Raw genomic sequence first — 10,832 nt, 5'->3', positions numbered from 1 at the left:
ACGAAGACCTCCGGTGACGATGCGTGTGTGGTAACCCACATCGTCCCGGAGGTCTTCTTCTACGTCACCCGTTCACAACGTCCCGAGGAACTACATCTAGCGGACATGTCCGCTTGCGGACAGGGATGCGGGCAACAGATCCGTGCCGCGGACCCGGCCGCTCGTCGATCCGACCGGTGTGCCCCGCCGTCCGCCCGCCGGCCCCTCATTCGGGTGCGGGGATGGTCCGGCGGAAGGTGATCACCTCGGAAGCGACCTCCCGCAGGTCGAGGGTCAGCGCTCGGGCCTCGTCGCGCAGAGCGGCGAACGCCGCGTCCGCGCTCAGGCGCAGGCTCACGCTGAGGAAGCCGACCGCCTGCAGGACCGGCACGTCGTCGTCGCCCACCTCCTCGAGCGCGCCGACCCAGGACAGGAAGGGGCCCGGCTCCTCGCCCGGCTCAGTCACGGCGGTCTCCGCCGCCGGCCGGGAAGGAGCTCCGGAGGGCGTTGCTCAGCTGCTGCACCGTTCCATGGTCGGCGATGCGACGCCCGGGCGGGGACGGGGTTGCCGGACCGGCGAGCAGGAGGTAGCCGACCGCCGCTCGTCCTGCGGAGCGAGGCGCTCCGCGCGGCCGCGCAGGTCGGGCCGGCTCCGCACTGCGGCGCCCGTCGGTCACGCCGGAGTGCGCGCAGCCGACGGGAACCCGCGCAGAGGCGGCGCCGCCAGGACAGTGAGCCCCCTCCTCACGGCCTCCGATCCGGATCCGGAACCCCGTGTGTCTGCAACCTAGACCTCCCGAGTCGCTCTGGGAAGCGCTCGGGGGAAGGAGCATCGCCGGCCGGTCCCGGTGCGGCACGGATGTCCGCCGGGACCGCGGGCACCGCCCGGTGCGGACGCCGCCAGCGGAGCCAGGAGCGGGATGTCGCACCGATATCGACGAAGCGTGAGGATTCCGGCCCGTTCGGGCGTAGCCTCCGTTCCGACCCCATCCGGACCCCTTTCGCGTGGCCACGGCATCCATTCCGGATGCACCCGACGTCAGGATCCCCATGGGACGACTCGTCTACGACTCGCGGCTCGACGTGGACTTCGAGGACCGCCTCCTCGGTCACCTCCAGGTCGTCATCGGCACCAAGCTCGGCCGGGGCGAGAGCTTCTACCTCTCCTGGAAGGACCTGCCGGCCGTGGGCAGCGGCCGCACCTCGATCTGGCTGCATCCCGCGAGCGCGCTCCGTTTCCGGTACGCCAGTGCCGATCGCGTCGTCCTCAACCAGGCCTGGGTGCGGCGCTGGATCGCGGACTCCTACGCCCCGGGCGGGCTGCGCCTCACCGACGAGCCGGAACCCGAGGGGGACCGTCCGACGAGGACCGTGACTCCGGCATCGTCCCCGCGGGCGCCGCGGCTCTGACGTCGTCCCGGGGACCGTCAGTCGCGCGCCCCGAGCGCGGACTCGGGTGTGCTGCCGTCCCAGGCCGCGAGCAGGCGGAGCCTGTCCCCGCTGTCGCCCTGCTCGTCGGGGTAGTAGATCACCAGGACGAGCCCGTCGACCGGCAGCTTCTCGCGGTGCAGGTCGAGGGGACCGACGCGGGGGTGGTCGATCGTCGCGGTGCCGCCGCGGAGCGGGCGGACGTCGTGCCGGGCCCAGAGGGTGCGGAAGCGGGCGCTGGCCAGGGAGAGCTCGCCGACGAGCTCGACCGCACGGGGGTCGCTCGCGTCCTGGCCGAGGGTCTGCCGGGCCACGCCGACGAACGACTCGACCGCCGTCTCCCAGTCGCGGTGGAAGAGGCGCTCCTCGGGATCGAGCAGCAGCGACCGCAGGCGGTTGTGGCCGGGAGCGAGTCGCGGTGAGAGCGACACGGCCGCCCGGTTCGAGGCGAGGACGTCGAAGTACTGGCCCTCGACGAACGCGGGGACCTCGAGTGCGGCGAGGAGGTGGTGCAGCCGCGCGGGGACCTGCTCCGCCGGCCGCGCGCGCCGCCGCACGCGGGGCTTCGGCGCGGCGAGGTCGTGCAGCCAGGCGGTCTCGACGTCGTCCAGCTGCAGGACGCGGGCAATGGCCTCGAGCACCTGCGCGGAGGGATTGTCGTCGCGACCACGCTCGAGCCGGACGTAGTAGTCGGCGCTGATGCCGGCGAGGAGGGCGACCTCCTCCCGGCGGAGGCCCGGCACCCGCCGCCGCGTCCCCGGTGGCAGGCCCACCCGCTCGGGAGCGACGAGCGCGCGCCGGGCCTGCAGGTACTCGCCGAGTGCGTTCGCCGGTGCGTCGACATCCATGGGGCCGACGATACCCACCCCGTCGCGCGGGGAGAGAGGCCCTGCCACTCCCCGGATCCGCCGGGACCTGGCTGCCCCCGGCGGCGGCGACGACCATCGAGCCGAGCCGTTCAGCACGGACCCGTTCCCCAGGAGGAGACACCATGGACATCACCGACCGCACCGTCCTCGTCATCGGCGGCACTTCGGGCATCGGCCTCGGCCTCGCCTGCCGCTTCGCCGCCGCCGGCAGCACCGTCGTCGTCGGCGGACGCGACACCGCCCGGGTCGAGGACCTCGAGACCGTCCGGATCGACGTCACCGACGCCGACTCCGTGATCCGGGCCAGGGACGAGGTGCTGGCGGCGCATCCCGGCCTCGACACGGTCGTCACGATGTCCGGGGTCCTGCTCCAGGAGGACCTCCGCGACCCCGCCCACTTCGCCACCGCGGAGCGGACCGTCGCCGTCAACCTGCTCGGCACAATCCGCGCCGTCGACGCCTTCACCCCGCACCTCCTCGGCCGGGGCGGCGGCGACATCGTCACGGTGTCCTCGGGGATCGCCTTCCTGCCGTTCCCGCTGATGCCCAGCTACGGCGCGTCGAAGGCGGGCGTCCACGCGTACACCGAGTCGCTGCGGGCGCAGCTCGCCGGCACGGGCGTCCGGGTGACCGAGCTCGTCCCGCCGGCCGTCGCGACCGCGGGTCAGGAGGCCGTCAACCCGGCGGCCCTGCCTCTCGACGCCTACCTCGACGAGGTCCTCGAGCTGCTGACGCAGGAGCCGACCCCGGACGAGATCGTCGTCCGGGCCGCGCAGCGACTGCGCTGGGCCGAGCGGGACGGCACCTACGCCGAGCTCCTCGCCGCCCGGTCCCGGGCGCTCGACACCCTGCCGGGACGCTGAGCCGGCGCCGGGAGACCGGGAGACACATCCCGGGGAGGCGCGAGCGGCGCGGCAGTCCTATCGTGATGGAGGAGGTCATCATGGTTCGTTCGGCAAGCAGGAAGACCCGTCCGTTCATGCCCCGTCTGCTCGTGCTCTCCGTCGCGGTGATCGGCGGACTCGCCGGCGTGACGGGCTGCTCGACGGGCACGGCCCAGGAGACGCAGGCGTCGACGGCGCCCTCGGCGTCCAGCTCGACGACCGCGTCCAGCGCGACGGCCGCACCGGCGAGCCCTTCCGCGTCCGCACCGTCGTCCGCACCGCCCGCGTCCTCGGCCGGCTGCACCCCGAACGACACCCCCGTCCCGGCCGGCGTCACGACGGCGGAGATCGGCGACGTCGACGGCGACGGCCGGGCGGACCAGGCGTTCTACGACGAGGACGGCGGCTTCGACTACGGCATCCGCACCGCCTCGGGCGCGACCTTCCTGCAGCAGGACACGCTGGCGGGCCCGGCGACCCACAGCGGCTGGACGGTCGCGGTGAGCCCGACCCTCGCGGCGACCGTCCTCAGCGACGGCAGGACCGCCGCGCTGTTCGCCTTCACCGACTGCGCGTTCGTGACGCCGGTCGGTGTCGACGGGGAGCCGTACCGATTCGTGCTCGCCGGGTTCGGCGACGCCGGTACGGGCGTCACCTGCGGCACGGCCGACGCCGACGGCCACCACTCGATCTCCGGCGTCCTCGCCGCGCAGGACGCCGATGGGCGCTACAGCATCACCTCGACGCAGGTGGAGCTCTCGGCCGATGGGCGCACCGCGACCAACGGCGCCGTCACGAGCGGCGGCGACGACCTCGCGCAGGACGACCCCGCGGTCGTCGCCGCGATGACGGCGACCTGCGACGACGTGGCGAGCGTTCAGACCAGCGGGGAGTGACCGCCCGGAGTTCCGCTCGGTCCGAGCGGGGCGCCCGGACCGCGGAGATCGACAGCACTCGACCACCGCGCCCCCGGCGGTGGTGTCGAGGCGTCGCCGATGTCCGTCGCGCGAGTCGAGGACGGCGCGCGGCGGCGGCATCAGGGGTCAAGCGGGGTCGTACCCGCCCTCCTCATCCCACTGGTCGAGACCCTCGCGGGCGGGCGACCGGGGGGCCGGGGCGGGGCGCCGCCACGTCGACAGAGCGGCGTCGGCCCAGGCAGTGACCGACCCGGGTGCGGCGTCGTACGAGGCCCAGAACCGCGTGTGGCGAGCCGCCTCCTCCCGCAGATCGTCCGCGGGGACGACCGGCACGGCGGTGCGCGGTCGAGGTGCCACTGAGAGGCGTGTCATCGGGGATCCGGTCGTCGGCGCCGTGCTGATGAGTGCGGTCATGGCCGGACCATACGCCCTTCTCGAGGCCTCGAACGGAGGAGCCGCGAACACGTCCGCGCGAGCGACTCGAAGTCGGTCCGCCGCACCCCTCCGCGGCGGCTCCGGTCCTGACTCCGGGTGCTCCGGTGCGCCTGGTGCTCCTTCACACGCCTGTTGCGGAGAGCTCGTTCGGGTGGGGCCACCTCAGAGGGCCTCGATCTCTCCTCTGACCTGCCCACGTGAGCAGGGGGCCCACAGCATGTTGGGGGCGCTGAACGCGAGTGGAGGGGCGACGGGTGCTCGACGTCGACGGTGGGTAGCTTCGGGACATGGATGAACCCACTGAGCCGTCCGCTCGAGGGTGGCGAATCGATTTCAACGAGCCGCCGAGCCTTCTGTGCAGCGAAGCGGAGGCAGCTCTCGTGCGCGCGTCGGAGGAGAGTGCACTTCTTCGGAGTCTGCCCTCGGGATCCGGGGGGAGGGAGAGAGTCGTCTCCGCTGCATGCTCCGCTGCTCTTCTCGGTGCCAACGAGCACGAGCTCGCCGTCACGATGGGGTTCACGATCGAGGCCGTTCGGTCGATGCTTCGCGACGCTTGAACTAGGCCCGGGTCGTCCCGTATGGGGATGGTCTACCGAGATGCCGGGGTCGATACTGAGGAGCGCTGTCGGGTGGATGCCAGAGCGTCGAGTCCGCAGTGTCCTGTGAGCCCGGGCCGGCGATGCCCTGATGACGATCGGATCGACCATGCAACGCAAGCAGGCAGTCCTCGTTCTGGCCTCGTTGGTGCTTCTTGGAGCGACCGTCACCGGCGCGGGTATCGCACTGGCCGCACCCCCGGCTGTGCCCAGTGCGACGCCCAGCACGGTCACCCTTCCGAGCGAAGTCGTGGCGACGATCGCTCCTGGCACGCTGCACAGCGGGGAAGCATCCGCACCAACTGAAACGCCGTCGCTCGAGCCCGGTGCTCCCGGTGCCGAAAGGGCGCCGGTGGAGTCGGCTGATGCCGCGATCGCCCTCGCCCTCCAGGACGAAGCGTCCATCGGAGTCGCCACGAGCACCGATGCCGTCAGGACCACCTCGGAGGAGGCGTATGGCAGCGAAGGACTGCTCGCTGGCTTCTCTCCGCCGTCGGACAGCCCCTCCGCCGACGATCTCTGGCTCGTCGGTGTCACCGGCGAGATCCGCAACAGCTTCGGCGCCATCGCGGTTCCCCTCGACTGGATGATTTTCGTCATCGATGCGAAGACAGGTGCTCTCATCGGCCGGTGGGGCGACACCGGTAACTTGCCGGACATCTTCGACTGACGCCGTGATTGAGGCTCGACGAGCAAGCCGTAACAGCGCAGGCCGACCGTCCCGAAAGGGGATGGTCTGACGGACGCGAAGGCTGGGGTCAGGGCAGAGGGGCGACGTAGACACTCGAGCTCCCGGCTCGGCCCGCCTGAGTTCGCTCTACTTTCACGATGTGGGTCGGGTCGAGTCCGGCGGGTGTATCGAGGACATAGCTGGCGAGTACGTAGCTCTCCGAGCACCCCTCCTCCTGCGGGTCCTCCTGCAGCTTCGACTCGATCCGTAGGTGGTCGGGCGCGACGACCTCGAGAGCGACGGGTTCGTTCAGGCACTGACCGCTCCCGCCCGTGGTCATCGTGAAGGTGCTCCCGTCCTCCAGCCACTGAATCGGCCGGCTCGAGGTCGGATTCTTCAGTCCACCCCAGTAGCCGTATCGGTACACCGCGCCCGCGGGGGAGAAAGTCGGTGCGGCGGTCGGTGCGCCGGCGGAGGGCACCCGGTCCGGCCACCTGCCCGCGTAGTCCCCGAGGAGCCACAGGCTCGCTCCGGCTGCCACCGTCAGTGCGGTGATGCGCAGGACCTTCGAGAGGCCATGGCTTCGGTGAGTGGACACAACTCGATTCTGCCTTCGCGAAACGCCGGGTGCGCAATGATCCCGTCTGTCTTTGGAAGAGCAGTGAGATGGTGCGAGGCATGTGGACTCCCGGCGGGTGGAGCGGCGCGCTCCGTTCGGCTGAGCAAAGCACGCTCGCGCCGGTGCTGCTACGCGCTGAGCAGTTCCAACGCGACCAGACCCCTGCATGTCCGGGGAACGTCGACGATGCGTCGTCTGTCCCGAAAGGCAATCGCCTCACGCGTCACACCCGGCGTATCTCTCCAGATCCGAGTGCCTGTTCCGAGGGCAGCGGGGACAGCAGGTCACCGAGTTCGCGCTTCGCCTTCTGGTATCGACTGCGTGCCGTGGACGGTGGGACGGAGAGGATCTGGGCCGCCTCGCTGAGAGAGAAGCCCTCCCAGTGCACGAGTCGCACGAGCTCTGCCAGCTCCGGAGTGAGTTTGCTCAGCGCTGCTCGAACGTCGAGGACGACGTCGGAAGGTTCTCCGATCACGCCGATGGGGTCGACGATGCCGCGAAGCTTCTCGGCGAGGAGGTCTTGGCGCCTGCGCGTCCTACTGGTGTTCAGCGCGACGTTCCGCGCTACCCCGAACAGCCACAGGCGGGCGTCCTCGTCCGGCAAGGGCATGGACGACGACCGGCGCCACGCGATCGTCATCGTCTCGGAGAGCGCATCGGCAGCGTCATCGGTGCCGACTCGGCGTTCGAGGTAGTTCAGAAGGTCACGGGCTGTGGCGTCGAGGATGGCCACGATGCGATCGGCTTGCGTATCGCGGCGGCTCACTGGGTGAGGTTCGCCTGGGTGAATTTTGCGCAGTCGTCTTGGCTTCCGAAGGAGAGATCTGATCCGGTGACGGGATCGACCACTCCTCGGTCTTCGAGCTTGTCCCAGACGACGTTGATGATCGCGCCCACCACCGCTTGGCGGTACAGCTCGTCTCCCGAGTACAACTCGGTCGCGGGCACCACGGTGTCGCCGTCGTCGCCGCGGACGGTCACGTCCCGAGCGACGATCCGGGCCAGCTCGCCGTCGATGTCCGCGAGGGCGAGCACGTCGGTGGTGCGAAGCACGTCCTGCGCCTCCTTGACGTCCTCCGGGTCGCCTTCCCTGGCGACGCTGCGGAACTCGCATTCTCTTCCGCTGGGCAGCGTGAAGTGGACGACGGAGTCCGGATTCGTCACCCACGGCTCCCACCCGGAGAGCGTCGTCGCCGCGGCCGCACCCGCGCCGCCCAGCGTGAGAGCGACGACGGTGCCGATCACGACGGCACGAGGCGTGACTGGCCGCCGGCCGCGTCGTGTCTCCCGCTCCGCCCCGCGGACCATCTCTCGAAGGGCGTCGTCGGGGACTGCATCCGCCAGTGGAGTCGGTGGCACCGATTCGTCGAGGAGCGCCTTCATCGCCCGATCGCTGGCGGCGTCGTGAGGTTCGGTCGTCATGATCTGCTCCTGGGTGCTCGACTGGCCTTCACTCTGTACATGTCCAGCAGGACCCCGAACTGACGACACGAAGAGGGAATCAGTCGAGAACGTGTCCCGCTCGAGCGGGCATCGTCTCCTGCAGGGGTCGCTCGGCCGGGACGGTCTGTGAGTGGTGAGCGTCAGCGCGAGCGGACGTTCGTGTCTTCACCCTGCCGTGACTGCGGTGCGACCGTTGTCGCTTATCGGTTCGAGCCGGAACGAGCGCATCGGCCGTCTCGCCTGATCATCGATCGTCGGCTCACCGGTGCCCGCGGTGAGCGCCGATCCAGAGGAGCAGCACTCCGACGATCGCCGCGACGACTCCGAATGCCATCACCGTCGCGTCCGCGGGGTGCATCGCGCAGGCCGCGGCCACGTCGTCGTCGGCGCAGGTGCGCCACGGCTGGAGGAGGAACACGACGGCCACGATCACTCCGAGGGGAGCGAGAACCGCTCCGGTCGTGGTCAGCAGGTCGATCCGTTCTCGCGCAGCCATGTCCTCAAGGTAGCTGCCACCGTTGCGCCTCTACTGGTGCTCGATGCGCGACGCCGACTCCACGCCGAAGGTGCGGAGGGGGTCGGGGCCGTCGAGAGTGATGGACATCGTCGGGTCGCTCATGAACTCGTCCGCTGAGCGCTCGTGGGTTCCACGGCCCGCATACACGTCGCGGAGGACACTGGCTGCGGCGCCGGCGGGAGCCACGGCTTCTCGGAAGCGTCGGCGTCGGAGGAGTCCCAGAGTGAAGCCGACCGCGATGACGAGGCCGAGGGCCATGATGAGCAGTGCTTCGGACATCGTGATCTCCGATCGTTGACGTCGGTTCAGTCGAACACGCCCGCTCAGCGAATGCAACGCCGCCGGTGGGCGACCGGGCCTCCCTCAGGGGATGAGCCCGGACGTATCGCCGAGTCGTCTGCGATCGCTCCCTGAAGTCTGAGACGAAACCGTGCTCTGAGGGCATTCACTACTGAGGGGGGTGATGTCGGTGGTCGGTGCTGCTGAGCTGACGCTGGTGGATCGTCTTCGCGGCGGCGACCCTTCGGCGCTGGATGCTCTCTTCCGGATGCACGGCCGTGCGGTCCACCGGGCCGCGGGGAGCTTCCTCGTCCACGCCGACCAGGCGGAGGACGTCGTGCAGGAGACCTTCTTCCTGCTCTGGAAGCGCCGCTCGGGCGTGCGCATCGTGGGGGAGTCGGTGCTGCCGTGGCTGCTGGTGACGGCGCGCAACCTCAGCTCCTCGATTGACCGCCGCGAGCAGCGCCGACGCCACCAGCCCCTCTCCGACGACACCGCCTCCCCAGGCGTCGACACGGAGACGAGCGACCGGCTGCTCGACGTGCGGCGTCTGGTCGAGGAGATGAGTGCGACGGACCGCGCGATCTGGACGGCCTGCATCGAGGACGACCTCAGCTACAGCGACGCCGCTCGCTCCCTCGGCCTGTCTCACGGGACGGTCCGCAACCGCCTCTCGCGGGTGCGGGCATCGGTGACGAGAACCCTGACGGAACGGACAGAGGACCATGGACGATCCTGACCTGAGCGATGAGCAGATCGAGCGCATCAGCGCACGCCTCGCGCAACGGATCCGCCGCCGCCGACGTCTCGGCCAGGCCGCGGCGGTGACGCTCGCCGGCATCGCCGGCGCGGTCCTCAGCGCCGCAGTCGTCACGACAGTGCCGACGGACCGCGGCATCCCAGTCGCGGCGCCCGTCACCTGCTGGGAACAGGACGGGCAGGGCGTCGCCCTGTCGGGCGAGATCCGGACGCCGGCAGAAGAGCCCACCGAGTCACTCGCTGCGGCATGCGCTGCACTCACGGGGTCGGGTACCGACGGCATCACAGACGCGACGGACGCCGCACTGTTCTCCCTCGCAGGAACCCAGGTGTGTCGGGAGGGCGGGCGGATCCGGATCTTCACGGGACTGACTACCGCGGTCGACTGCACCGACCTGCCCATGAACCAGAACGGAGTCGACCAGTGATCACCAGTCGCGCGAGAAGCCTCCCCTTCAGCATCCTCTGCCTCTCCGGGGCGCTCCTTCTCAGCGGATGCGCGACGAGCACCACCGTGTCCGGCGCACCGTCGTCATCGCAGGTCCCGGGTGAACAGCTGCGAGTTGAAGACGTGACGAAGCTCACCTACGAGAGCACCGCGGTCATCGGTGATCAAGGATCAGGCGGGTGGGTGCTGGATCATCCGGTCAGCTTCCACACCGTCAGCATCGACGGCCAGTCGAAGCTCAGCGTGAACGAGCCTTGCAACCGGCTCACCTACGAGCTGCAAGCGGCCGGCCTGCAGCCTTCCGTCTGGGTCATCACCGCAGGCCCTGCGACGACGATCGTCGCGTGCAATGACGGCGAGCAGTGGCTGAGGGACGTCCTGGGCGCCGAGGACGTGAGCCTCACGCAGACCACGACCACGATGCGCATCCGCTCCGGCCCCGTCACCATCGACGCCACCGCGAAGACGACGCCCACCTCGACGGAGACACAGGCAGCACCGGCCTCGACTCGGGACCCCCAGCCCTCTTCACTCCCGACGGAAGCCCCGCCGTGCCCCCCGACTGCTGACGCCGCAAACGGGCCGATGATCGACGTCCAGCAGCTGACCGCCCCGGCGCTCGACCTGGCCAACGGCGCCGGAAGTCGCCTCTCCACGCTCAGCGCGGAGGAGAAGAAGCAGTACCCGATCTTCGCGGTGCGGGCGACGTATGCGGAGCTGTCCTCCTGCGCCCCGGGACTCGGCGGCGACACTCGAATCTCACCGGAAGCGCCGATGTGGGCTCTGAGCGTGTACGCCCCTGTCATGAACGACGCGCCCTACGGGATTCCGGTCAAGAAGTGGGACGTCTACACCGTCGTCTACGACGGCGATAGCGGAGAGGCGATCGTCTCCTCGACGGGTGTCGACCTCCAGGCGCTCGGGATGCGCGGTGACATGATCACCGCACGGTAGACGATCTCGGAGATGATCGGCGATGGCGCACCGGC

14 protein-coding genes are annotated in these 10,832 nt (G+C 70.2%); 7 read left to right on the top strand and 7 right to left on the bottom strand.

Annotation, left to right across the window (positions count from 1 at the left end; all coding sequences use genetic code 11):
* Positions 1-205: 205 nt before the first annotated feature.
* A complete protein-coding gene (locus EDF45_RS16910) occupies positions 206-445 on the bottom strand; it encodes an ANTAR domain-containing protein (protein ID WP_123737003.1) in 240 nt (79 codons plus the stop codon).
* A 584-nt stretch (positions 446-1,029) separates the two neighbouring features.
* Here EDF45_RS16910 and EDF45_RS16905 point away from each other — a divergent pair.
* Positions 1,030-1,389, top strand: coding sequence for an ATP-dependent DNA ligase (locus EDF45_RS16905; RefSeq protein WP_185020242.1), 360 nt, complete (start codon positions 1,030-1,032; stop codon positions 1,387-1,389).
* Positions 1,390-1,406: 17 nt separating this feature from the next.
* Here EDF45_RS16905 and EDF45_RS16900 read toward each other — a convergent pair whose 3' ends face one another.
* Positions 1,407-2,255 (bottom strand): helix-turn-helix domain-containing protein, encoded by an 849-nt coding sequence (locus EDF45_RS16900; protein ID WP_123737004.1) that lies wholly within the window; start codon positions 2,253-2,255, stop codon positions 1,407-1,409.
* 143 nt (positions 2,256-2,398) lie between these two features.
* Between EDF45_RS16900 and EDF45_RS16895 the strand changes: the two genes are divergently transcribed.
* The 3 genes from EDF45_RS16895 to EDF45_RS21060 all read left to right on the top strand — a co-directional run bounded on the left by EDF45_RS16895 (position 2,399) and on the right by EDF45_RS21060 (position 5,778).
* Positions 2,399-3,139, top strand: coding sequence for an SDR family oxidoreductase (locus tag EDF45_RS16895; RefSeq protein ID WP_123737005.1), 741 nt, complete (start codon positions 2,399-2,401; stop codon positions 3,137-3,139).
* An 80-nt stretch (positions 3,140-3,219) separates the two neighbouring features.
* Positions 3,220-4,056: a hypothetical protein gene (locus EDF45_RS16890; protein ID WP_148060308.1), complete on the top strand. Its 837-nt coding sequence runs from the start codon at positions 3,220-3,222 to the stop codon at positions 4,054-4,056.
* Positions 4,057-5,199: 1,143 nt separating this feature from the next.
* Entirely contained in the window at positions 5,200-5,778 is a 579-nt protein-coding gene (locus EDF45_RS21060; RefSeq protein ID WP_148060311.1) for a hypothetical protein, read from the top strand.
* Positions 5,779-5,866: 88 nt separating this feature from the next.
* Here EDF45_RS21060 and EDF45_RS16875 read toward each other — a convergent pair whose 3' ends face one another.
* From EDF45_RS16875 to EDF45_RS16860, 5 genes are all read right to left on the bottom strand, one after another.
* On the bottom strand, positions 5,867-6,376 hold the full coding sequence (locus EDF45_RS16875; RefSeq protein WP_123737009.1) for a hypothetical protein: 510 nt from the start codon (positions 6,374-6,376) through the stop codon (positions 5,867-5,869).
* Between the two features lie 244 nt (positions 6,377-6,620).
* Positions 6,621-7,130 (bottom strand): RNA polymerase sigma factor, encoded by a 510-nt coding sequence (locus EDF45_RS21825; RefSeq protein ID WP_260312374.1) that lies wholly within the window; start codon positions 7,128-7,130, stop codon positions 6,621-6,623.
* A 29-nt stretch (positions 7,131-7,159) separates the two neighbouring features.
* The gene (locus tag EDF45_RS21820; protein WP_260312243.1) at positions 7,160-7,780 is read right to left on the bottom strand and encodes a hypothetical protein; all 621 of its coding nucleotides are present in this window, start codon (positions 7,778-7,780) and stop codon (positions 7,160-7,162) included.
* Between the two features lie 319 nt (positions 7,781-8,099).
* Complete coding sequence (locus tag EDF45_RS16865) at positions 8,100-8,336, bottom strand: hypothetical protein (RefSeq protein ID WP_123737011.1); 237 nt, start codon at positions 8,334-8,336, stop codon at positions 8,100-8,102.
* A 30-nt stretch (positions 8,337-8,366) separates the two neighbouring features.
* Entirely contained in the window at positions 8,367-8,636 is a 270-nt protein-coding gene (locus tag EDF45_RS16860; protein WP_123737012.1) for a hypothetical protein, read from the bottom strand.
* 217 nt (positions 8,637-8,853) lie between these two features.
* Here EDF45_RS16860 and EDF45_RS16855 point away from each other — a divergent pair, with 217 nt between their 5' ends.
* The 3 genes from EDF45_RS16855 to EDF45_RS16845 all read left to right on the top strand — a co-directional run bounded on the left by EDF45_RS16855 (position 8,854) and on the right by EDF45_RS16845 (position 10,797).
* A complete protein-coding gene (locus tag EDF45_RS16855) occupies positions 8,854-9,375 on the top strand; it encodes an RNA polymerase sigma factor (protein ID WP_185020241.1) in 522 nt (173 codons plus the stop codon).
* The gene (locus EDF45_RS16850; RefSeq protein WP_123737014.1) at positions 9,362-9,823 is read left to right on the top strand and encodes a hypothetical protein; all 462 of its coding nucleotides are present in this window, start codon (positions 9,362-9,364) and stop codon (positions 9,821-9,823) included. Before EDF45_RS16855 ends, EDF45_RS16850 begins: the two co-directional genes overlap by 14 nt.
* 86 nt (positions 9,824-9,909) lie before the next feature.
* Positions 9,910-10,797 carry a hypothetical protein gene (locus EDF45_RS16845; RefSeq protein ID WP_148060312.1) on the top strand — a complete coding sequence of 296 codons (888 nt, stop codon included), beginning with the start codon at positions 9,910-9,912 and terminating at the stop codon, positions 10,795-10,797.
* Positions 10,798-10,832 lie beyond the last annotated feature (35 nt).

The sequence above is a fragment of the Rathayibacter sp. PhB186 genome (assembly GCF_003751825.1).
Classification (GTDB): domain Bacteria; phylum Actinomycetota; class Actinomycetes; order Actinomycetales; family Microbacteriaceae; genus Rathayibacter; species Rathayibacter festucae.
The sequence above is the reverse complement of the archived record's forward strand: the minus strand, read 5'-3'. Positions and strand labels throughout refer to the sequence as shown.

Bases quoted from the DNA above. Each gene is read 5' to 3' on its own strand.
- EDF45_RS16905 (WP_185020242.1), top strand. From the start codon at position 1,030: ATGGGACGACTCGTCTACGACTCGCGGCTCGACGTGGACTTCGAGGAC.
- EDF45_RS16900 (WP_123737004.1), bottom strand. From the start codon at position 2,255: ATGGATGTCGACGCACCGGCGAACGCACTCGGCGAGTACCTGCAGGCC.
- EDF45_RS16895 (WP_123737005.1), top strand. From the start codon at position 2,399: ATGGACATCACCGACCGCACCGTCCTCGTCATCGGCGGCACTTCGGGC.
- EDF45_RS16890 (WP_148060308.1), top strand. From the start codon at position 3,220: ATGGTTCGTTCGGCAAGCAGGAAGACCCGTCCGTTCATGCCCCGTCTG.
- EDF45_RS21060 (WP_148060311.1), top strand. From the start codon at position 5,200: ATGACGATCGGATCGACCATGCAACGCAAGCAGGCAGTCCTCGTTCTG.
- EDF45_RS21820 (WP_260312243.1), bottom strand. From the start codon at position 7,780: ATGAAGGCGCTCCTCGACGAATCGGTGCCACCGACTCCACTGGCGGAT.
- EDF45_RS16865 (WP_123737011.1), bottom strand. From the start codon at position 8,336: ATGGCTGCGCGAGAACGGATCGACCTGCTGACCACGACCGGAGCGGTT.
- EDF45_RS16860 (WP_123737012.1), bottom strand. From the start codon at position 8,636: ATGTCCGAAGCACTGCTCATCATGGCCCTCGGCCTCGTCATCGCGGTC.
- EDF45_RS16850 (WP_123737014.1), top strand. From the start codon at position 9,362: ATGGACGATCCTGACCTGAGCGATGAGCAGATCGAGCGCATCAGCGCA.